Below are 20,508 nucleotides of genomic sequence, written 5' to 3' on the forward strand. Positions count from 1 at the left end.
GTCGGCGGGTCGCGGCGGGGTCACGGGTAGCCCCCGATTCAGTCGCCTGCTTTTACCCGGTTTGGCGCTCCGGCAACAGGCCGCGCCGGGGAGCTCTTAACCTATCGTCTGCCGGCTCCCTCTGCGAGGGGGAGGCCCCAATAGGGGGTATTCGCTGGCCGGTCAGGCCCGGCATGCCCTGGACGGCTCGGCCTGCTCGACACTATCTTTCAAGGGGCGGGGTTTTCGCGGGCGAAGGTTGCGTCCAGTCCTTGCAGGCCATGCCCCCCCTCCTATATGAGGCTCACCGTCGCAATATCGCGAGTATTTGAACGTCTGGGGGTTCGGTTCGGTGCGCCGTCAGGGCCCAGCCAACCTGCCGCAAAAAGAAGGATATGAGGACCATGGGAAAGGTCATTGGGATCGATCTCGGCACCACGAATTCGTGCGTCGCCGTAATGGATGGCAAAACAGCAAAAGTCATCGAGAACGCAGAGGGTATGCGGACGACCCCGTCGATCGTCGCTTTCAGCGATGATGGCGAGCGCCTCGTCGGCCAGCCTGCCAAGCGTCAGGCGGTAACCAATCCCGAACGCACCTTCTTCGCCGTCAAGCGTCTCGTCGGCCGCCGCTACGATGACCCGATGGTCGAGAAGGACAAGAAGCTTGTCCCCTACAAGATCGTCAAGGCGTCCAACGGCGATGCCTGGGTCGAGGCCGACGGCAAGAGCTATTCGCCCTCGCAGGTCTCCGCTTTCATTCTGCAGAAGATGAAAGAGACCGCGGAAGCCCATCTCGGCCAGAAGGTCGATCAGGCCGTCATCACCGTTCCCGCCTATTTCAACGACGCGCAACGTCAGGCTACCAAGGATGCCGGCAAGATCGCCGGCCTTGAAGTGCTGCGCATCATCAACGAGCCGACCGCCGCCGCGCTGGCCTACGGTCTCGACAAGTCGAAAGCCGGCACCATCGCGGTGTACGATCTCGGCGGCGGCACCTTCGACGTCTCGGTCCTGGAGATCGGCGATGGCGTGTTCGAGGTGAAGTCGACCAACGGCGATACGTTCCTCGGCGGTGAAGACTTCGACATGCGGCTCGTCAGCTATCTGGCCGATGAGTTCCAGAAGGAGCAGGGCATCAACCTGCGCAACGACAAGCTTGCCTTGCAGCGCCTGAAAGAGGCCGCCGAAAAGGCCAAGATCGAATTGTCGTCGACCACGCAGACCGAAATCAATCTGCCGTTCATTACGGCCGATCAGACCGGGCCGAAGCATCTGACGATGAAGCTGACGCGCGCCAAGTTCGAGGCGCTGGTTCAGGATCTCGTCGAAAAGACCATCGAGCCCTGCCGCAAGGCGCTGAAGGATGCCGGCCTCACTGCCGGCGAAATCGGCGAAGTGGTGCTGGTTGGCGGCATGACCCGCATGCCGAAGATCCAGGAAGTGGTGAAGCAGTTCTTCGGCAAGGAGCCGCACAAGGGCGTCAACCCCGACGAAGTCGTCGCGATTGGCGCTGCGATCCAGGCCGGCGTGCTGCAAGGCGACGTCAAGGACGTGCTGCTGCTCGACGTGACGCCGCTGTCGCTCGGCATCGAAACGCTGGGTGGCGTATTCACGCGCATCATCGACCGCAACACCACGATCCCGACCAAGAAGAGTCAGGTGTTCTCGACCGCTGAGGATAACCAGAACGCCGTCACCATCCGCGTCTTCCAGGGCGAGCGCGAAATGGCGGCCGACAACAAGGTTCTCGGTCAGTTCGACCTGATGGGTATTCCTCCGTCGCCGCGCGGCATGCCGCAAATCGAGGTAACCTTCGACATCGACGCCAATGGCATCGTCAACGTCTCGGCCAAAGACAAGGCGACCGGCAAGGAGCAGCAGATCCGGATCCAGGCATCCGGCGGTCTGTCCGAAGCCGACATCCAGAAGATGGTCAAGGACGCCGAGGCCAATGCGGCAGACGACAAGAAGCGCCGCGAGGCGGTCGATGCCAAGAACCACGCCGACGCTCTGGTGCATTCGACCGAGAAGGCGCTGGCCGAACACGGCTCGAAGGTCGAGGACAGCGAGCGCCGCGCCATCGAAGACGCGGTCAGCGACCTGAAGGAAGCGCTGAAGGGCGACGACGCCGAGACGATCAAGGCCAAGACCAGCACGCTGGCGCAGGCCTCGATGAAACTCGGCGAGGCGATGTACAAGCAGCAGGCCGAGAGCGATGCGGCCAAGGATGCTGCAAAGGATGACGTCGTTGACGCGGAGTTTACCGAGGTCGACGACGATAAGAACAACAAGAAGTCTGCTTAATTCAGGCGATGAACATGACCCTCATGCCAAAGAGCGCGCAGCGCGTCTCAATGGGTGGGGGTCATTTTTCGTTAAGCCGAAGGCTGCATCTTTCAATACGCATTCCCTCGGAATGACGACGAACTTCGGGCGGATTTGACGGATGTCCACCAAGCGCTGCTATTACGAAACTCTCGAGGTTGAACGGACCGCGGACGACTCCAAGCTCAAGGCAGCGTTCCGCAAGCTGGCGATGAAATGGCATCCGGACAAGAATCCGGGCGATGCCACCAGCGAGGTGCGTTTCAAGGAAATCAACGAAGCCTATGAAGTTCTGAAGGACGGCGACAAGCGCGCCGCCTATGACCGGTTCGGTCATGCAGCGTTCGAGCAGGGTGCCGGCGGCGGACCTGGATTCGGCGCGGGCTTTGCCTCGTCGTTTTCGGATATTTTCGAAGACCTGTTCGGCATGGCCGGGCAGCGTGGCGGCCGTGGCGGTGGCCGCGAGCGCGGCGCCGATCTGCGCTACAACATGGAAATCACGCTCGAGGAAGCCTTCCTCGGCAAGACCGCCCAGATCGAGATTCCGGTTTCGGTCACCTGCGAATCCTGCTCGGGCACTGGCGCGAAGGCTGGCACCAAGCCGAAGACCTGTTCGATGTGCGGCGGCGCCGGCCGTGTGCGGCAGGCACAGGGATTTTTTACGCTGGAGCGGACCTGTCCCGGGTGCCAGGGGCGCGGGCAGATGATCGAGGATCCGTGCCCTTCCTGCTCGGGCTCGGGCCGGGTGACACGCGAGCGCACCTTGTCGGTCAATATTCCGCAAGGTGTGGAAGACGGCACGCGCATCCGGCTCGCCGGTGAGGGCGAAGCCGGCGTCCGCGGCGGACCTTCGGGCGATCTCTATATTTTTCTCTCGCTGGCCTCGCATCAATTCTTCCAGCGCGACGGCGCCGATCTGCATTGTCGCGTGCCGATCTCGATGGTGACGGCGGCGCTCGGCGGTGAATTCGAGGTGCCGACCATCGACAAGGGCAAGACCAAGGTGAAAGTCCCATCGGGAACCCAATCGGGCCGACGCTTTCGCATTGCATCAAAGGGCATGCCGGTGCTGCGTTCGCGACAGACCGGAGACATGTATGTCCAGGTGATGGTCGAAACCCCGCAGAATCTGACGAAGAAGCAGCAGGAATTGCTCGCCGAGTTCGAAAAATTATCGTCCGGTGCAACCCAACCCGAGGCGGCGGGTTTCTTCACTAAGGTCAAGGACTTCTTCGGTACCCGCGCTAATCCATAGCGCAGTCCGCAAAAGTGGGTCCGGTTTGACGGCCGACCGCGCAAAAAAATAATTTGCGCATGGTTTTGTCGCCACACCGCAAACATTTTAGCAGAGCACGTGCGAGGACTGTCTGGCTTGACCGTTTCGACGGCTACCTATACCTCTTTGTGACTATATTCTGACACTGCCGCTTAATCGCGGTCCCGCCTGGTAGTGACATGCCTTTGCACTCGTCCGTGCGCGCGTTGAAGAAGCCCCTCCGTCTTGACGACGAGGTGCGCTTTCTTCGTTCATGGATCGAAAAGCCCCTGCACATGGGCGCAGTCATGCCTTCGGGACGGGTGTTGGCCCGTACCATGGCGCAGTATGTCGATATCGAATCCTCAGGACCCGTCGTCGAACTCGGGCCCGGCACCGGTGCGATCACCAACGCGCTGATCGAGCACGGTATCGATCAGAAGCGCCTTGTGCTGGTCGAATATAATCCGGGCTTCTGCGCGCTGCTGCGCGATCGCTACCCGCAGGCCAAGGTCGTGCAGGGCGATGCTTACACACTGCGTGACTCGCTCTGGAACGTGCTCAACGCCCCCGCATCAGCCGTGGTATCGGGCCTGCCGCTCGTCACCAAGCCGATGCTGACGCGCCTGAAGCTGATCCGCGATGCCTTCCTGGCGCTAGCGCCGGGGGCGCCGTTCGTGCAGTTCACCTATTCGGTGGCACCGCCAATTCCAAAATCGTTGCCGGGCGTTTCCACAGAAGCCTCTGAGCGTATCTGGATGAACCTTCCGCCCGCGCGGGTCTGGGTGTATCGCAAGGGCTGATACCGCCCCGGTACTATCGCGTGGCGGTTTATGCTAACGCGATTTTAAATCATGTCAGCGTTGAAAATCCTCGTGATCCCCGGCTCGCTGCGCACCGGCTCGCTCAATGCGAGGCTGGCGGCGGCGGCGGCCCATGAAATCGCGCAGGCCGGCGTGGAAGTCACGCGTATTTCACTCGGCGATTTCCCGCTGCCGATCTACGACGGCGATCTGCAGACGAAATCGGGCGTGCCGAAGAACGCGGTCAATCTCAAGCGCATGATGTCAGCACATCACGGCGTCCTGATTGTCACGCCAGAATACAATTCGTCGGTCCCGCCCTTGGTCAAGAACACCATCGACTGGGTGACGCGCGTGCAGGATCTTCACGAGACCCGCGGGCAGGTGTTTCGCGAACGGGCGTTTGCGATCGCCGCCGCCTCGGAAAGCCGCCTCGGCGGGACCCGAGCGCTGGCGGCGCTGCGGCTGATTTTGTCGGCGTGCCAGGCGCCGGTTATTCCGAGCCAACTGGCGCTGTCGTTCGCGAACGACGCCTACGATGATAGCGATCGATTGAAGCATCCGGCCGATCTCGAGGCATTGAAGGCGGTGGTACGGCAGCTGATCGAATTTTCCCAACGCATGATGTGAGGTGACATGCAGCCAGCAAATATCGTTCCACGCGACCGGTTGATTGTAGCGCTCGACGTGCCCGGCGTGGCCGCCGCGGAAGCGATGATTGCAAGGCTTGGCGACAGCGTGACGTTCTACAAGATCGGCTATCAGCTGGCCTATGCCGGCGGCCTGCCGCTGGTGCGCCAGCTCACGGCAGCGGGGAAAAAGGTCTTTATCGATCTCAAGCTGCATGACATCGGCAACACCGTGGCGCGCGGCGTCGAGAGCATCGCTTCGCTCGGCGCGACATTCCTGACGGTGCATGCCTATCCGCAGACCATGAAAGCGGCGATTGATGCGCGCGCGGGGTCGAATTTGAAGATCCTCGCCGTCACCGTGCTGACTTCCTATGACGATGGCGATCTCCATGCGGCGGGCTATCGGCTCGGCGTATCCGATCTGGTCGAAGCACGCGCCCGGCAGGCGCAGACGCTCGGCGTCGATGGTCTCGTCTGCTCGCCGGAAGAGGCCGCGAACCTGCGCAGGATTGTCGGTCATCGGATGGGTCTGGTGACTCCCGGCATTCGGCCGGCGGGTTCATCGGTGGGCGACCAGAAGCGCATCATGACGCCCGCGCGCGCCATTGCCGCCGGCGCCGACTATCTTGTGGTCGGCAGGCCGGTGATGGAAGCTGCCGATCCAAAGGCGGCCGCGGATGCCATTCAGGCGGAGATCGCACAGGCGCTAGGTTAAGTAAAAAAAGGAGAGCGAGATGGCAAAAGGCTACTGGATTGGGCGGGTCGATGTTCATAACGAAGAAGGCTACAAACCCTATGCCGCGGCCAACGCGGCGATCTTCAAGAAATTCGGCGGCAAGTTTATCGTGCGCGCCGGCAAGTTCACCGGCGTGGAAGGCCAAAGCCGCTCGCGCAACGTGGTGATCGAGTTTCCGGACTATGAGACGGCGATGGCCTGCTACCGCTCGCCGGAATATCAGGCCAACATTAAGGTGCGGCAGCCGCATTCGACCGCCGAACTGGTCGTCGTCGAGGGCTATGACAGCCCGCAGCCCTGATCCTTACCGCTGATGTCGCGGCCGATTGGTTGCCGGAACAGCCCGTCCCGGCTATAGGGCGTAGAGAGGTATAGCCATGGCCGACATGCGTTTGATCGTTGCGGGGGCCGGCGGCCGGATGGGCCGTGCGCTGACGCGCGTCATTGCGGAAACACCGGGTGCGGTGCTCGCCGGCGCGCTGGAAGCGCCCGGTTCCGAGCTTCTGGGCAAGGATGCCGGCGTGCTCGCTGGTCTGCCCGCCAACGGCGTCCAGCTTTCCGCCGATCTGTGGACCTTGTCGGCCAATGCCGACGGTATCTTGGACTTCACCGTGCCGGGCGCCACGATTGCCAATGTTGCGATCGCCGCCCAGCGCGGGCTTGTTCACGTCATCGGCACGACGGGCCTGTCGGCGTCGGATGAAGCCGTGATCAAGAGCGTCACCTCGCGCGCCATTGTGGTCAAATCAGGCAATATGAGTCTCGGTGTCAATTTGCTCGCGGCGCTGGTGAAGCGCGTGGCGCAATCGCTGGACGAAAGTTTCGACATCGAAATTCTCGAAATGCATCACAAGTCCAAGATCGATGCGCCGTCAGGCACGGCGTTGATGCTTGGCGAAGCCGCAGCAGCCGGACGCAAGATCGCGCTCGAGGAACGCTCGGCGCGTGGCCGCGACGGCTTTACCGGCGCGCGACGGTCCGGCGATATCGGCTTTGCCTCGTTGCGCGGTGGCACCGTTGTCGGCGATCACAGTGTGATCTTTTCCGGCCCCCACGAACGCATCACGCTGGCGCACCATGCCGAAGATCGCATCTTGTTTGCGCATGGCGCGCTGAAGGCGGCGCTGTGGGCGCATGGCAAGAAGCCTGGCTTCTACTCGATGGCTGACGTGCTGGGCCTGGGCGACACCTGAACCGAAATCGAAACGGAAATCACAGCAATGAGCGACCGCCTTCTTGTGCTCGTGCGTCACGGCCAGAGCGAATGGAATCTGAAGAACCTCTTCACCGGATGGAAGGATCCCGATCTTACCGAGAAGGGTGTCACCGAGGCCAAGGAAGCCGGCCGCAAGCTGAAAGCGCAGGGGTTGTCGTTCGATATCGCCTTTACGTCGGTACTCACGCGGGCGCAGCACACGCTCGATCTCACACTGGCGGAGCTCGGCCAGACCGGCCTTCCGACTAAAAAGAACCTCGCGCTCAACGAGCGTGACTACGGCGACCTGTCGGGCCTCAACAAGGACGACGCCCGCAAGAAGTGGGGCGAGGAGCAAGTCCTGATCTGGCGGCGCTCTTACGATGTGCCGCCGCCCGGCGGCGAAAGCCTAAAGGATACGCTGGCGCGCACGCTGCCGTACTATGTCCAGGAGATATTGCCCTGCGTGTTGCGCGGCGAGCGCACGCTGGTGGCCGCGCATGGCAATTCGCTGCGCGCGCTGATCATGGTGCTGGAGAAGCTGACGCCGGAAAGCATTTTGAAGCGCGAGCTGGCCACCGGCGTGCCGATCATCTATCGGCTCAATGCCGACGCCACCGTTGCTTCAAAGCTCGATCTGGCGGCGTGAGCGCGAGGCCAGACACCGAAAAGCCCGATATCGTCGTTCTCGACGGAAACATCGACGACACCGCGATCGAGCAGCTCGCTTCTGTGCTGGTCGATTGTGTGGAAGGTGGCGCCAGCGTCAGCTTCATGCCGCCATTCTCCGGGGAAGACGGGCAGAAGTTCTTTCGTAAAATCGCGGGCTCGGTCGCATCAGGCGATACGGTTTTGCTGGCGGCAAAACTGGCGGGCCGGATTGTCGGCACCGTGCAGCTTGGGTTGGATACGCCGCCGAACCAACCGCATCGCGCCGACGTCAAGAAAATGCTGGTGCATCGCTCCGTGCGCGGTCGCGGCATCGGCGCGGCATTGATGTCAGCGGTCGAACAAGAAGCCAGGCGGTGCGGCCGCTGGCTTCTGGTTCTTGACACGGTGCCCGGCGAAAACGGCTATCGCCTCTACATCAGAGCAGGCTGGACCCAGAGCGGCATCATTCCGGACTACGCGCTGTTTCCCGACGGACGGCTGTGCGACACGGCAGTGTTCTGGAAACGGCTCAACCGGTCGTCAGCGGGTTAGTGCATCCCCAACTGTCCCGCTTCCCAGCCCAGCATCGCCTGCTTGCGGGTGATGCCCCAGTGATAGCCGGTCAACGCGCCGCCTTTGCCGAGTGCACGGTGACACGGCACCACGAACGATACCGGGTTTCTTCCGATCGCGGCGCCGACCGCGCGTGAGGCCTTGGGATTTTTGATCTTGGTCGCGATATCGGAATAGCAGACCGCGCGGCCCATCGGGATTTTCAGCAGCGTCTCCCATACCCGGACCTCGAAATCGGTGCCGATCAGGACCACGCGCAATGGCTGGTCGGCGCGCCACAATTTCGTGTCGAAGATGCGCTGTGCCAGTCCCGCCGTGCCATCATGGTCTTCGACATAGCTCGCGTTGGGCCAGCGGCGCTTCATGTCGGCGAATGCGGTCTGCTCGCTGCCGGGATCTGCGAAGGCAAGGCCGGCCAAGCCACGGCCGCTGGCGATCACGATCGCAGTGCCGAACGGGGAGGGGTGAAATCCGTAGCGCAGTGCCATGCCGGCGCCGCCATTCTTCCATTCGCCCGGTGACATCGCCTCATGGGTGACGAACAGGTCATGCAGCCGGCCCGGGCCTGAAAGCCCGGAATCGAGTGCGGCATCGAGCACGCTGGCGGAGTCGCGCAGCAGCCCCTTGGCGTGATCGAGTGTCAGCGCCTGCATGAAGTCTTTTGGCGTCAAGCCGGCCCAGCGCCGAAACAAATGGTGCAGTTCATCTGGTGTCACGCTGGCCGCATCCGCCATCGCTTCGATGCTCGGCTGCGCGCGCCAATGCTCCGAGATAAAGGCGATCGCCCGCCGCACCGAGTCATAGTCGCGAAGCGCCGCGTTCTGCGGGCCGGGTTTGGTCAGGCGATGGTCATTTATGGCGAGTGTCATCATAACCGTGGATGTAAGCCCAGGCAGGCCGCCAAACCACCCGATTTCCGACAGCCTTCATGAAACCGGATTATAAGTCGGACCGCGCTTGGCGGCCTGTAATGCAGCCAATAAGGCTTTGGCAAAGCTCGCTTTTTCGTCCGGCCCCAGGAAGCTTGCAATGGAGACGCGGCGCCCCCGCGAAACCAGATAAAGCTTTTCGATACCGAATTCGGCGTGGGTCTTCTGATCGAGCTGCACCCAGAGCGGATTGAGCACCCATTCGACGACGTGTCCGCGGTGGCTGACCCGTCGCACCCGCAGCTCGGACGATGTCACCAAGATCTCTTCGGTGGCTTTGGCGCGCCGGAAATTGACCTTGAACGCCCAATAGATCAGGAGAACATCGAGGCCGAAAAAGCCGAACACCGGCCAGGCGCCCATCAGCCAAAACGCAAATCCGGCGGCGAAGCTGATCACGCTGAGAAACGCCATCAGCACAATAAAGCCGGTGCGGTTCAGCGAACGGTGCGGCGTCAACAGTGCCGAAAACAATTCCGGCTCGGCCTGCGCCGGATCAAAGTCGTTGCCTGCGGTCATCGCCTGTCAGTATACCCGGATCATGGCCAAAATCATCCGCAAGACTGCGCCCAAAAAGACGGCGTCCAAATCACAGCCTGCTATGGCTCAACGCGCCGGCAAGTCTCGCGTTCAATCCAGGGCAAAGCCGGCGCAGGAAAAATCGGCGAAAAAGGCCGCGGCCAAATCGGTGCCCAAACGCGCGGCAGCAAAATCGCCTGGGGCGAGCAAAGGCGGGGCCCAGGCGGTCAAACCCTGGACCGCCGCCGAAGTGTACGAGGCGTTCAGCCGCTTTCGCAAAGCCAACCCCGAACCGAAAGGCGAGCTCGAGCATCTCAATCCCTACACGCTGCTGGTCGCCGTCGTGCTGTCGGCGCAGGCAACCGACGCCGGCGTCAACAAGGCGACGCGTGCGTTGTTTGCGGTCGCGGATACGCCGCAAAAGATGCTGGCGCTCGGCGAAGACACGGTGCGCGATTACATCAAGACCATCGGTCTCTACCGCAACAAGGCGAAAAATGTCATCGCGCTGTCGCAAAAGCTGATCGCTGAATTCGGTGGCGAGGTACCGCGCACCCGCGCCGAGATCGAATCGCTGCCCGGCGCCGGCCGCAAGACCGCCAATGTCGTGCTCAACATGGCGTTCAGCGAACACACCATGGCGGTCGATACGCACGTGTTTCGTGTCAGCAATCGCACGGGCCTGGCGCCGGGCAAGACGCCGCTCGAAGTCGAGCTCGGCCTCGAGCGTGTGATCCCGTCGGAGTTCATGCTGCATGCGCATCACTGGCTGATCCTGCACGGCCGCTACACCTGCCTGGCACGTTCGCCGCGCTGCGAACTGTGCCTGATCAACGATCTCTGCCGCTGGCCGGAGAAGACAGTTTGAGGCATGATATCTGACCCACGTTTCTTCTGATCTGTTCGCGCAGGAGAACGGTTTTAGCGGGGAAGGCGCCTTGCAAGAGCAGATTAGTTCGTCATCCACGCCCAGTCAGGCGAGTTCTGCGTCATCCTCCGCCGCCGCGTCTGCGGCCGGTGCGCCGATATCACCGCCGCTGCCCGATATCCGCAGTTCGTCGCGTCGTCTTGCGATCCCGATATTCGCCGTGCTGGCCGCGTTCGGATTTATCGTGCTGGCAACATTGCGCTGGGATGCCTGGGTCGGCGGCGCCGTGATCCAGACCACGGATGACGCCTATATCAGGGCCGATCTGACACAGCTGAGCAGCCGGGTCGCCGGTGAGGTCCTCGTCGTCGCCGTAAATGATTACCAGCGCGTCAAGGCCGGCGATCTCCTGGTAGAGATCGATCCTGCCGACTACCAAGCCCAGGTCGCCCAAGCAGAAGCCGGCGTCGCGGCCGCACAGGCAGCGCTCGACAATCTCGACAATCAGGTGGAGCTGCAATACGCGACCATTGCTCAGGCGGAGGCGCAACAGGTGTCCGCGGCCGCTCAGGAGGTCGAAACCCGTGAGGAACAGGAGCGGCAACAGTCACTCACCCAGACCGAGGCTGGAACCCGGCAAAAACTTGAACAGGCCACTGCGGCCTATGCCCGCGCACAGGCCGATGTTCGGGCGAGCCGGGCCTTGATCGCCGCGCAACGCCACCAGCTCGAAGTGCTGTCCGGAACCAAGAAGCAGCGCGCGGCGGACCTGCAAGCGGCGAAAGCTTTGCTGACTGCGGCCCGGCTCAAGCTCGGTTACACCAAAATCGTCGCACCGTTCGACGGCGTCGTGGGTGAGCGGCAAGTTCAGCCCAACGACTACGTCAATATCGGGAGCAACCTTATCGACGTGGTGCCGCTGCCGAATGTGTACGTGATCGCCAATTACAAGGAAACCCAACTGACCCGGGTGAAGCCGGGCCAGCCGGTCGACGTGACCGTCGATAGTTTTCCGAACCAACAACTGCATGGCCGGGTCGAGCGCATCGCGCCCGCCAGCGGATCGCAATTCGCGCTGCTGCCGCCCGACAATGCGACCGGCAATTTTACCAAGGTGGTTCAGCGCATCCCGGTCCGGATTGCGCTCGACAAGGGCCAGCCATTGCTGGAGCGCCTGCTGCCGGGAATGTCGGTCGTCACCGGAATTCATACCGACGAAGCGGGGACGGATGGCGGCAAATGACGACGACCGCCGTGGACCGATCTCGCGTGGCGGCGTCGCGCCTCAGCCTTTGTTCGCGGTCGGCGCCGTGCTGCTTGGCTCCTTTCTCGCGAACTTTGACAGCCGGCTGACCTCGGTCGGATTACCGGACCTGCGCGGCGCTTTTTCGCTGAGCTTCGATGAAGGCGCCTGGCTCAGCACGGCGGCGATCGGCTCGCAGATTTTCATCGCGCCCGCCGTGGCCTGGCTTGCAACGGTGTTCGGCCTACGCCGCATTCTGGGCATCCCGAGCCTTGTCTATGCGCTGATCTCGCTCGTGATTCCATTCGTCCACGATTACTATGCGCTGATTACGCTCAGCATCGTGCACGGCATGCTACTCGGCATGTTCGTTCCCGCGACGTTGATGATCATCTTGCGCAATCTGCCGATCAGATGGTGGCTGCCGGCGATTGCGATCTATTCAATCCGGGTCGGGTTCGCGCTGGATACCGGCAGCTCGCTGGTCGGCTTTTATGTCGATCATTGGGGATGGCAGTGGCTGTACTGGCAGGGCGTAGTAATCGCGCCGCTGATGGGCCTGATGGTCTATCTCGGGACGCCGCATGAAGAGGTCAACCGTTCCCTGCTCCGCGATGCCGACTGGGGCGGCATGCTGCTGCTCGGAACCGGCATCTCGATGATTTATGCCGGTCTCGATCAAGGCAATCGCCTTGACTGGCTGGAATCGGGCACGGTGATCGCGCTGCTGTTGTGCGGCGGCTTGCTCAGTGTCGGCTTTGTCATCAACGAGACGCTGGTCCGTCAGCCTTGGGCCCACATCAACGTGCTGTTCTCGCGCAATGTCGGGCTCGCGCTGGCAGGTATTCTTCTCTATACGCTCGCCAGCCTGTCCAACTCTTCGCTGGTTCCGAATTTCCTGGGCACCGTTGTCCTGTTGCGGCCCGAACAAAGCGGCCACCTGCTGTTCGTCTATGGCGCGCTGCCGATGTTCGTGATGGTGCCGGTGTCGATCTTTCTGCTCCGGCATATCGATCCCCGTTGGGTGTTGATCGTTGGTTTGTCGGCTTTCGCGACAGCCAACCTGCTGGGAACGCAATTGACCCACGAGTGGGCCCGAGAAGATTTTATTCCGATCGTTATTTTGCAATCGATCGGCCAGGCGTTCACGCTGCTGCCACTCATCATCATCCTGCTATGTAATGCCGATCCTTCCCGCGCCACCGCGTTCGCGGCCTACATCCAGATCACGCGGCTCTGTGGCGCTGAAATCGGCGTCTCGTTGATGGGGACCTGGCTGCGCATTCGCGAGCAAATCCATTCCAATTTCATCGGGCAACATGTCGCCAGCGGCAGCGCCGATGTCACCCGCATCCTCAAGCAGCTTGCGGACAGCTTCGCGTCCCACGGCGGTGCAGCCGCGCCGGCGCGCGCGGTAGCTTCGCTCTCGGCGCTGGTCCAGCGCGAGTCGAACGTGCTCGCCTATATCGACGGCTTTTGGCTGACTTTCTGGATCGCGATGCTCGCACTGATTTTGGTGATTCCGATCACCCGGGCACCGAAGGGGCCGTTTACGCCCATGCCCCTGGACATCCAGGCTCTGACGCAGCGGTTCAGATTGTCCCGGACGTAGACGTGGGATGGTTCGCCGGCATCTTGTGTGCCGACAGGGCTGAGCTTACGCTCCACAATATGCCAAGGCCTAAATCAAGGGCCGCGCATCAGGGAGAGACGCCGTGCGATTGCAGCTTTTGCTCGTTGCAGCTCTGACAGCTGTTTGCTTTGAAACGTCGGTCGCGCACGCGCAAATCTCCGACGATGTCGTCAAAATAGGCGTCCTCAACGATCAGTCAGGACTCTATGCCGACCTCGGCGGTCCCGGCACCGTCGTTGCCGCACGCATGGCGGTGGAGGATGCCGGCGGCAGCGTGCTCGGCAAGCCCGTCGAAATCGTGTTCGCCGATCATCAGAACAAGTCCGATGTCGGTGCCGCGATCGCCCGCCAATGGTTCGAGGTCGGCAAGGTCGACATGGCCATCGGGTTCGACAATTCGGCGGTGGCGCTCGCGGCCGAGCAGCTTGCCGCTGAACACAACCGGATTGCGATTGCAGGTGCGGTAGGCAGCACGGCCTTCACCGGCAAATCATGCACGCCGACCGAAGCGTCCTGGATCTATGACAGCTACGCGCTTACCACGAGCCTCGCCAAGTCGATCGTCGCGCAAGGCCTTGATACCTGGTTCTTCATCACGGTCGACTACACCTTCGGTCATTCGCTGGAAGCCGACGCGACCAGCGCAGTGCAGGCGGCGGGTGGCAAAGTGCTCGGCAGCGTGCGCCATCCGCTCAACACGGCGGATTTCAGTTCCTATCTGCTGCAGGCTCAGGCGTCAGGCGCCAAGGTCGTCGCGTTGGCCAATGGTGGCGGCGACATGGTCAATGCGATCAAACAGGCCAACGAATTCGGGCTGGCCAAAAATCAGACCATGGTGACGTTGCTGGTGTTCATCTCCGATGTTCACAGCATGCAGCTTCAGGCTGCGCAGGGTCTGAAATTCGTGACCGGATTCTACTGGGATCGCGACGACGAGACCCGCGCCTGGTCGAAGCGCTTCTTTGAGCGGCAAGGGAAAATGCCGACCATGCCCCAGGCCAGCGCCTATTCGGCGATCCGCCACTATCTTGCCGCCATAGCGTCCGCCGGCACCGACGAAGCGAAGGCGGTAATGGCGAAAATGCGCGAGACGCCGGTCAACGACTTCTACGTCAGGAACGGCCATTTGAGAGAAGACGGCCGTCTGGTTCACGACATGTATCTGGCACAGGTAAAGACGCCGTCGGAATCCACCAAGCCCTGGGATTATTACAAGATACTGGCGACGATCCCCGGCGATCAGGCTTTCCGTCCGCTGGCCGAAGGGGGCTGCCCGCTGGTGGCGCAACACTGATCAAGCCGGGGGGCCGAGAAAAGGTTGCTCATCTCGCTCGTCATGCCCGGCCGTGTGCCGGGCATCCACGTCTTCTCCGACCTTTAGCAAGCGAGACGTGGATGGCCGGGACGAGCCCGGCCATGATGACATTGAGCCAGCATCGCCTCTAGGCTACCGGCAAACCCGTCTTGCGGGCCGGCTCGATCAGCTCCGGCCGCGGGCCGGAAAGCCGCTTGTGCATGTGAACCATGAACGCCATGCCGAACAGCGGCGTTGCCAGATTGACAATCGGGATCGACACGAATGCCGCGATCACCAGCCCCGCGGTGAATACGATGCCGGCATTTTGCTTGCGCATCGCCTTGGCCTCAGCCGGCGGACGGAATCGCATCGCGGCGAGTTCGAAATATTCCCGGCCGAGCAACCACGCCGTCGCCACGAAGAATGCGATGAAACCCGCGCCTGCAAAGAAAACGAATGGCAGCGCGATCAGATAGACCAGGATGGTGAGCAAGGCGGTCTTGCTGCCTTCGGTGATGGCGACACCGAGCGGCAGCGCTGTTCCCGGCCGCTCCGCGGGATAGTGTTCACGCTCGACATGATCGGCGACCTCGTCGACGAAGATGCTCGCCACCAGCGAGGTGATCGCAGGCATCAGGAACACCGCGCCGAACACGACGCCGAAACCGGCGGCAATCGAAACGATCCATGAAAGGATATTGAGCGGCGTGTGGAAGCCCGGGCCGAGCATCGCTTCCGCCCAGCTCTCGCCGTACACGGCGAACCAGCTCAGCAGCCGCTGCAGGCCGATCGCGAGCACCACGATCAGCGCCAGCGCCAGTCCGATCGATCGCCACAGGATCGAGCGCATCGGCGGCGACAGAATTTGCGATAGCGCCTTGACGGCAGCATCCAGCATGATGGTCGAGCCCTCAGGAACGGTCCGCGCAGAGGTAGAGATACCTGCGGCGTTCGGCAAGAGCGCGTGCCAGCGGGACGCTCAGGCGCGAGCCCGGCTTCTGGCGGGCCCAACTACCGGCCGTCAGTCGATGCATTTGCGTTATGCAACCGTGAATGCACCGTTCCCCAGATTATATTTTCCAGATCGCGGCTGAAAGCCTAGTCTCCCGCTACGGCCTGAGACCGAACGGTACGGGAGATGAAATGACTGGGACGGGATTGCCCCTGGCGGGCGTGAGGGTCATCGAAATGACCCACATGGTGATGGGGCCGACCTGCGGCATGATCCTGGCGCAGCTCGGCGCCGAGGTCATCAAGGTCGAGCCGCCCGCAGGCGACAAGACCCGCAGCCTCGGCGGCATGGGAACCTCGTTCTTTCCGCTGTTCAATCGTGGCAAACGCAGTGTCGTCCTCGACTTCGCCAAGGCTGAAGACCGCGACACCATGCACCGGCTACTCGCCAGCGCGGACGTATTTGTGGAGAATTTCCGCGACGGACAACTTGAGAAGCAGGGGCTCGGCGCGGAAGAGCTGCGCGCAAAATATCCGCATCTGATTATCGCCGGCCACAAGGGCTTTATGTCAGGTCCCTATGAACACCGCCCGGCGCTCGACGAAGTGGTGCAGATGATGTCGGGCCTCGCCGCCATGACCGGGACCAGGGACAAGCCGCAGCGCGTCGGCTCCTCGGCGAACGACATCATGGGCGGCATGTTCGGGGTGATCGCGATACTCTCCGCGCTCTATCAGCGGCGCAGCAATGCGGCGGGCGCCGGCGGGGCGGACATTCGCATCGGATTATTCGAAAACTGCCTGTTCCTGGTTGCACAGCATATGGTCGAATATGAAATGACCGGCAACAAGCCGCGCTCGATGCCGGAACGCGAACATGCCTGGCCGATCTACGATATTTTCGAGACCTCGGGCGGAGAACGCATTTTCATCGGCGTCGTCACCGAAGGCCACTGGCAGAGTTTTTGCCGGGAATTCGGTCTGAAGGAATTTTTGGACGATCCGACGCTGGTCACCACGACGGACCGCATTCTGGCGCGGGCGAGAATCATTCCGCGAGCCGCGGCGGAGATCAAGCGCTGGAACGTGGCGGAGCTGTCTGCAAAACTCGATCGGCTCAATATCTGCTTCTCGCCGATCAATCGCCCCGAAGATCTGCTGGATGATCCGCACGTGCTGCGCCCGGGCGGTCTCGTCAATAACATCAACGCGGATGGCAAGCCGTTTCGTGTTCCGGCACTTCCCGTCGAATGGAACGGGGGCAATCTCGGCGAAGGGCTTAAGGTGCCGTTGCTCGGCGCCGATACCGAGGCGGTTCGCGCCGAACTCGAGCAACGGCAATTTTCTCCAACCGACAAAGCCGCAGTGAGGCGCGCATGACCCGAGTTCAAGATATCTATCCCAAAGATCGTGTGATCCTGCGCGAGGTCGGTTTGCGCGACGGCCTGCAGCTCGTGAAGAAGTTTCCCTCCACCGCGGCCAAGCAACGCTGGGTCCGCGACGAATACGCCGCCGGTGTGCGGCATTTCGAGGTTGGCTCGTTCCTGCCCGCAAAAACCTTTCCGCAGTTCGCCGATGTGGGCGATGTCGTTCAGACCGTCGCGTCGCTTCCAGGCGCGCACGGAATTGCGCTTGTGCTCAATGAACGCGGTGTCAACGAAGCGCTGGCGTCGGGCGTCGCTGAAATCGCATCGGTGCTTTCGGCCACCGAGCAACACAGCCAGGCCAACGCCAATCGCTCACGCGAAGCCGCGATTGCCAATATCAAACGGCTTTGCGAACTGCGCGACGCGAGCGCTCACAAGCCGGTGGTGAACGCGGCGATCTCGATGGCGCTCGGCTGTTCGATCGCCGGGCCGGTGGACCCGAAAGAGGTGCTTCGCCTGGTTGAGAAGTGCTTCGAGGCCGGCGTCGATATGGTGGGTATTGCCGACACCGTGGGCTACGCGGGCCCCAAACAGGTGGGCGATCTCACCAAAGCTGCGGTCAGGATCGCCGGATCGAAAGCGATCTTTGTCCATCTGCACGACACCAGGGGAATGGGAATCGCCAATGCCTCGGCGGCGCTGGATGCGGGCGCGCGCATCCTCGACGGCTCGCTCGGCGGTCTCGGCGGTTGTCCGTTCGCGCCCGGTGCTACCGGCAATGTAGTGTTCGAGGATTTGGTGTTTCTTTGCGAGAGCAAGGGATTTGCCACCGGCATCGATATCGACCGGCTGATTGCGGTGCGCTCGATCCTGCGAGCGGAAATGCCTGGCGAGCAGCTCTATGGCGGCATGGCCCGCGCCGGTCTGCCCAGCAGAAGCGCTGCCGCGGCGGCCTGACGGTTTCTATGCTGCCAGCTCGGAGGCCTGTTTGGGGGCTTGCGCAGAGTCGCGCTCGACCAGCGCAGTCTCCTCCGCGACCGATGCTACTTCTTCAACAGGAAACGGCGCTTCTTCGTCAATCTCTTCAGGAACAAGTGGCGGCGCACCGAACGGTTCTGGAAACACGCTGAGATCGCCCGCTACCTCCCGGAGCGGCTTTTGTTTGTCGGCCCAGTGTAACGCGGTGTAGTCGAACCCTTGCACGATGGTGGGTTTGACGATTTCGAAATAGGGCGAGATATCGAAGTCCCGCGGCATGTAGAGCGAGGAGTCGCGGATGTGAAGGATTTCACGCCGGGCGCGCCGGCTGCCGGCGCGCGTGATCTTCGGCAGGATCGGATAGCGCACCGCATCGAACGCCTGCGCGATCAGTGCCGAGCAGATGATCTTGGTGGGATCGCCGGAGCCGAACGCGATCATCCGCCGCCGCCAGCGCTGCGGGATCGGCAGCGGGATCAAAAAGCGCATCAGGTCGAGGATGTTCTTGGTGTCGTATCCAAACCCGATCCGGTTGATCGCATAACGGCAGACGGTATTGCGGTCCTCGAACGACAGGCCGACGGGCCGGCACAGCCGGGTGTGATAGGGCAAATATTTCGACAGCGGCGCGGAGGTGACGCCTTCGCCGATATTGGCCTCGATCAGAACATGCGGCTCGCCGTCAGGTTCGGCCGCGCCGTCGATCGGTCCGACAAATAGTGCCGCGTGCGACCAGGTCGATTGCGTGAGGTATTTGATGATGCCGGAGACCCGGTTGTTGCCTTCGACCAGCAGCACATCGCCCTGCTCGACCACACCTCGTAAATGTTCCGGATCGCTCGGCGTGAACGGCTCGTAGCCGGGCACTTCCTTTTGCAGGTAGCTCGCGATCCACTTGCCGACGGTATCGAGCACGACGCCCATGGTAGTCTCCCCACGGCCTTTTCCGGCCGCTTTTTCCCTCTCCTTATCATGGTCGAAAGCCGTTGCAATTTGGTTCATGCATCCCGCAGATCAAATCATGATTGATTCACCATGGTGGTTGCTGCGCACCATAAGATGCGGCAAGGTTCACTAGACGTTCTTGTATTTTCAAGCTTCCGGAAACCATGACATGACAATGACGCGCCGGGATTTTCTGTCGGCGTCCGCAGCTCTTGCGGTGACGCCGGCGCTCGGCGCTCGGGCACGGGCGGCGTCATTGCCGCGCGAAGCTGACATTGTCGTGATCGGCGCGGGTGCCGCCGGCATCGCTGCAGCGCGGCGGATTCAGGCCGCCAACCGCAAGGTGATCGTGGTCGAAGCATCGGGCCAGATCGGCGGCCGCTGCCTCACCGACACAACGACCTTCGAGGTGCCGTTCGACCGCGGCGCGCGGTGGCTGCACAATCCCGACGTCAACCCGATGATCAAGCTCGGGCGCAATGCGGGTTTCGACATTTCAGCGGCACCGCTGAGCCAGAAGATCCGCATCGGCCGCCGCAACGCGCGGGCCGGCGAAACCGAGGAGTTTCTCGCAGCCCTGGTGCGCGCCAACCGCGCCATCGACGACGCCTCGCGCGGCAGGGCCGATGTGTCCTGCGCCTCGGCGCTGCCGAAAGACCTCGGCGATTGGGCCGGAACCGCGGAGTTCGTATTAGGCGCCGATTTCTCCGGCAAGGATCTGAAGGATGTTTCCGCGATCGACAAGGCCCGCGCGCAGGACCGCAATGCCGCGATCGCCTGTCGCCAGGGCCTGGGCACGCTGGTCGCCAAGCTGGGCGGAGATGTCCCTATTGCACTGTCGACGCCTGCAAATCGCATCGTGTGGGACCGGCGCGATGTCACAGTAGACACGCCGTCGGGCAAGATCGCCGCACGCGCCGCCATCATCACCGTGTCCAGTAATGTGCTGGCTGCCGGGAATATCAAATTCGCGCCTGATCTTCCCAAGCGCCAGCTTGATGCCGCGGCAAAGCTGAGCCTCGGCAGTTACGATCATATCGCGCTGCAACTGCCGGGTAATCCGCTCGGGCTCGCGCTCGATGATGTGATCATCGAGCAGAGTACGTCGACCCGGACGGCGCTCTTGTTCGCCAACATAGGGTCGTCGTCGCTGTGCGTGATCGATGTGGCCGGATCGTTCGGTCGCGATCTGTCGGCGCAGGGCGAGGCGGCCATGGCGGCGTTCGCATCGGAATGGCTGACCAAGCTGTTCGGCCGCGAAGCAGTCGCAGGCATCAAGAAAACCAGCGCCACACGCTGGAATGCCGCGCCGTTTGCGCTCGGCGCGATGTCGTCGGCCGTGCCGGGCGGTCAGCCATCGCGAAAAATTCTGACGGAGCCGGTCGGCTGCCTGTTCCTTGCCGGCGAAGCGACCCATGAAACGTTATGGGGTACCGTTGACGGCGCCTGGGAAAGCGGCGAGCGCGCAGCAGACGCCGCGCTACAAAAAATCGGAGCGCTTAAAAGCAGCGCCCCTGCGGAGACGCCGGCGCGAGCGCCAAAACAACGGCGCCGTGCGGCGCCCTCCAGGACTACGCCAGCGTCTCCGATCGATTGAAGTCGCCGCGGGCACTGCCCTGGTCGAGCG

The 20,508-nt window shown here is 62.1% G+C and carries 20 protein-coding genes; 16 read left to right on the forward strand and 4 right to left on the reverse strand.

The window, feature by feature from the left end:
• Positions 1–383 precede the first annotated feature (383 nt).
• The 9 genes from dnaK (at position 384) to BLV09_RS25510 (ending at position 8,130) form a co-directional block, all read left to right on the forward strand.
• The gene (gene dnaK, locus BLV09_RS25470) at positions 384–2,285 is read left to right on the forward strand and encodes a molecular chaperone DnaK (RefSeq protein ID WP_100385018.1); all 1,902 of its coding nucleotides are present in this window, start codon (positions 384–386) and stop codon (positions 2,283–2,285) included.
• Between the two features lie 142 nt (positions 2,286–2,427).
• Positions 2,428–3,561, forward strand: coding sequence for a molecular chaperone DnaJ (gene dnaJ, locus BLV09_RS25475; RefSeq protein ID WP_100385019.1), 1,134 nt, complete (start codon positions 2,428–2,430; stop codon positions 3,559–3,561).
• A 200-nt stretch (positions 3,562–3,761) separates the two neighbouring features.
• A complete protein-coding gene (locus tag BLV09_RS25480; protein WP_100385020.1) occupies positions 3,762–4,364 on the forward strand; it encodes a class I SAM-dependent methyltransferase in 603 nt (200 codons plus the stop codon).
• Between the two features lie 51 nt (positions 4,365–4,415).
• Entirely contained in the window at positions 4,416–4,994 is a 579-nt protein-coding gene (locus BLV09_RS25485; protein WP_146689349.1) for an NADPH-dependent FMN reductase, read from the forward strand.
• A 6-nt stretch (positions 4,995–5,000) separates the two neighbouring features.
• A complete protein-coding gene (gene pyrF / locus BLV09_RS25490; RefSeq protein ID WP_146689350.1) occupies positions 5,001–5,711 on the forward strand; it encodes an orotidine-5'-phosphate decarboxylase in 711 nt (236 codons plus the stop codon).
• 19 nt (positions 5,712–5,730) lie between these two features.
• Positions 5,731–6,033, forward strand: a complete 303-nt coding sequence (locus BLV09_RS25495) for a DUF1330 domain-containing protein (protein ID WP_146689351.1) — start codon at positions 5,731–5,733, stop codon at positions 6,031–6,033.
• A gap of 76 nt (positions 6,034–6,109) precedes the next feature.
• Positions 6,110–6,925 carry a 4-hydroxy-tetrahydrodipicolinate reductase gene (dapB, locus tag BLV09_RS25500; RefSeq protein ID WP_100385024.1) on the forward strand — a complete coding sequence of 272 codons (816 nt, stop codon included), beginning with the start codon at positions 6,110–6,112 and terminating at the stop codon, positions 6,923–6,925.
• Positions 6,926–6,952: 27 nt separating this feature from the next.
• Positions 6,953–7,576: a 2,3-bisphosphoglycerate-dependent phosphoglycerate mutase gene (locus tag BLV09_RS25505; RefSeq protein WP_100385025.1), complete on the forward strand. Its 624-nt coding sequence runs from the start codon at positions 6,953–6,955 to the stop codon at positions 7,574–7,576.
• The gene (locus BLV09_RS25510) at positions 7,573–8,130 is read left to right on the forward strand and encodes an N-acetyltransferase family protein (protein ID WP_433994357.1); all 558 of its coding nucleotides are present in this window, start codon (positions 7,573–7,575) and stop codon (positions 8,128–8,130) included. The genes BLV09_RS25505 and BLV09_RS25510 overlap by 4 nt, the downstream gene beginning before the upstream one ends.
• Here BLV09_RS25510 and BLV09_RS25515 read toward each other — a convergent pair.
• Together BLV09_RS25515 and BLV09_RS25520 are read right to left on the reverse strand one after the other, a co-directional pair.
• On the reverse strand, positions 8,127–9,023 hold the full coding sequence (locus BLV09_RS25515; protein WP_100385026.1) for a methylated-DNA--[protein]-cysteine S-methyltransferase: 897 nt from the start codon (positions 9,021–9,023) through the stop codon (positions 8,127–8,129). The two genes, BLV09_RS25510 and BLV09_RS25515, sit on opposite strands and share 4 nt — an antisense overlap.
• Before the next feature lie 54 nt (positions 9,024–9,077).
• Complete coding sequence (locus BLV09_RS25520) at positions 9,078–9,599, reverse strand: DUF2244 domain-containing protein (RefSeq protein ID WP_100385027.1); 522 nt, start codon at positions 9,597–9,599, stop codon at positions 9,078–9,080.
• Between the two features lie 82 nt (positions 9,600–9,681).
• On the opposite strand from BLV09_RS25520, the gene nth reads away from it, so the two are divergent.
• From nth to BLV09_RS25540, 4 genes are all read left to right on the forward strand, one after another.
• Positions 9,682–10,467, forward strand: a complete 786-nt coding sequence (gene nth, locus BLV09_RS25525) for an endonuclease III (RefSeq protein WP_167559098.1) — start codon at positions 9,682–9,684, stop codon at positions 10,465–10,467.
• Positions 10,468–10,624: 157 nt separating this feature from the next.
• Complete coding sequence (locus BLV09_RS25530) at positions 10,625–11,710, forward strand: HlyD family secretion protein (protein ID WP_244549204.1); 1,086 nt, start codon at positions 10,625–10,627, stop codon at positions 11,708–11,710.
• Complete coding sequence (locus BLV09_RS25535) at positions 11,697–13,322, forward strand: MFS transporter (RefSeq protein WP_146689352.1); 1,626 nt, start codon at positions 11,697–11,699, stop codon at positions 13,320–13,322. The genes BLV09_RS25530 and BLV09_RS25535 overlap by 14 nt, the downstream gene beginning before the upstream one ends.
• A 103-nt stretch (positions 13,323–13,425) precedes the next feature.
• The gene (locus tag BLV09_RS25540; RefSeq protein ID WP_146689353.1) at positions 13,426–14,637 is read left to right on the forward strand and encodes an ABC transporter substrate-binding protein; all 1,212 of its coding nucleotides are present in this window, start codon (positions 13,426–13,428) and stop codon (positions 14,635–14,637) included.
• Positions 14,638–14,785: 148 nt separating this feature from the next.
• Here BLV09_RS25540 and BLV09_RS25545 read toward each other — a convergent pair whose 3' ends face one another.
• The gene (locus BLV09_RS25545; protein ID WP_146689354.1) at positions 14,786–15,538 is read right to left on the reverse strand and encodes a sulfate transporter family protein; all 753 of its coding nucleotides are present in this window, start codon (positions 15,536–15,538) and stop codon (positions 14,786–14,788) included.
• A 245-nt stretch (positions 15,539–15,783) separates the two neighbouring features.
• On the opposite strand from BLV09_RS25545, the gene BLV09_RS25550 reads away from it, so the two are divergent.
• Both BLV09_RS25550 and BLV09_RS25555 read left to right on the forward strand, forming a co-directional pair.
• Positions 15,784–16,971 (forward strand): CaiB/BaiF CoA transferase family protein, encoded by a 1,188-nt coding sequence (locus BLV09_RS25550; RefSeq protein WP_146689355.1) that lies wholly within the window; start codon positions 15,784–15,786, stop codon positions 16,969–16,971.
• The gene (locus tag BLV09_RS25555) at positions 16,968–17,915 is read left to right on the forward strand and encodes a hydroxymethylglutaryl-CoA lyase (RefSeq protein WP_146689356.1); all 948 of its coding nucleotides are present in this window, start codon (positions 16,968–16,970) and stop codon (positions 17,913–17,915) included. The genes BLV09_RS25550 and BLV09_RS25555 overlap by 4 nt, the downstream gene beginning before the upstream one ends.
• 6 nt (positions 17,916–17,921) lie before the next feature.
• Here BLV09_RS25555 and BLV09_RS25560 read toward each other — a convergent pair whose 3' ends face one another.
• The gene (locus BLV09_RS25560; RefSeq protein ID WP_100385033.1) at positions 17,922–18,860 is read right to left on the reverse strand and encodes a YiiX/YebB-like N1pC/P60 family cysteine hydrolase; all 939 of its coding nucleotides are present in this window, start codon (positions 18,858–18,860) and stop codon (positions 17,922–17,924) included.
• Between the two features lie 190 nt (positions 18,861–19,050).
• On the opposite strand from BLV09_RS25560, the gene BLV09_RS25565 reads away from it, so the two are divergent.
• Entirely contained in the window at positions 19,051–20,478 is a 1,428-nt protein-coding gene (locus tag BLV09_RS25565; RefSeq protein ID WP_146689357.1) for a flavin monoamine oxidase family protein, read from the forward strand.
• Positions 20,479–20,508 lie beyond the last annotated feature (30 nt).

It is taken from the genome of Bradyrhizobium canariense, from assembly GCF_900105125.1.
GTDB classification, from domain to species: domain Bacteria; phylum Pseudomonadota; class Alphaproteobacteria; order Rhizobiales; family Xanthobacteraceae; genus Bradyrhizobium; species Bradyrhizobium canariense_A.

Excerpts from the sequence above, each read along its gene's own strand:
- dnaK (WP_100385018.1), top strand. The coding sequence starts at position 384 with ATGGGAAAGGTCATTGGGATCGATCTCGGCACCACGAATTCGTGCGTC.
- dnaJ (WP_100385019.1), top strand. The coding sequence starts at position 2,428 with ATGTCCACCAAGCGCTGCTATTACGAAACTCTCGAGGTTGAACGGACC.
- BLV09_RS25480 (WP_100385020.1), top strand. The coding sequence starts at position 3,762 with ATGCCTTTGCACTCGTCCGTGCGCGCGTTGAAGAAGCCCCTCCGTCTT.
- BLV09_RS25485 (WP_146689349.1), top strand. The coding sequence starts at position 4,416 with ATGTCAGCGTTGAAAATCCTCGTGATCCCCGGCTCGCTGCGCACCGGC.
- pyrF (WP_146689350.1), top strand. The coding sequence starts at position 5,001 with ATGCAGCCAGCAAATATCGTTCCACGCGACCGGTTGATTGTAGCGCTC.
- BLV09_RS25495 (WP_146689351.1), top strand. The coding sequence starts at position 5,731 with ATGGCAAAAGGCTACTGGATTGGGCGGGTCGATGTTCATAACGAAGAA.
- dapB (WP_100385024.1), top strand. The coding sequence starts at position 6,110 with ATGGCCGACATGCGTTTGATCGTTGCGGGGGCCGGCGGCCGGATGGGC.
- BLV09_RS25505 (WP_100385025.1), top strand. The coding sequence starts at position 6,953 with ATGAGCGACCGCCTTCTTGTGCTCGTGCGTCACGGCCAGAGCGAATGG.
- BLV09_RS25515 (WP_100385026.1), bottom strand. The coding sequence starts at position 9,023 with ATGATGACACTCGCCATAAATGACCATCGCCTGACCAAACCCGGCCCG.
- BLV09_RS25520 (WP_100385027.1), bottom strand. The coding sequence starts at position 9,599 with ATGACCGCAGGCAACGACTTTGATCCGGCGCAGGCCGAGCCGGAATTG.
- nth (WP_167559098.1), top strand. The coding sequence starts at position 9,682 with ATGGCTCAACGCGCCGGCAAGTCTCGCGTTCAATCCAGGGCAAAGCCG.
- BLV09_RS25535 (WP_146689352.1), top strand. The coding sequence starts at position 11,697 with ATGGCGGCAAATGACGACGACCGCCGTGGACCGATCTCGCGTGGCGGC.
- BLV09_RS25545 (WP_146689354.1), bottom strand. The coding sequence starts at position 15,538 with ATGCTGGATGCTGCCGTCAAGGCGCTATCGCAAATTCTGTCGCCGCCG.
- BLV09_RS25550 (WP_146689355.1), top strand. The coding sequence starts at position 15,784 with ATGACTGGGACGGGATTGCCCCTGGCGGGCGTGAGGGTCATCGAAATG.
- BLV09_RS25555 (WP_146689356.1), top strand. The coding sequence starts at position 16,968 with ATGACCCGAGTTCAAGATATCTATCCCAAAGATCGTGTGATCCTGCGC.
- BLV09_RS25560 (WP_100385033.1), bottom strand. The coding sequence starts at position 18,860 with ATGGGCGTCGTGCTCGATACCGTCGGCAAGTGGATCGCGAGCTACCTG.
- BLV09_RS25565 (WP_146689357.1), top strand. The coding sequence starts at position 19,051 with ATGACAATGACGCGCCGGGATTTTCTGTCGGCGTCCGCAGCTCTTGCG.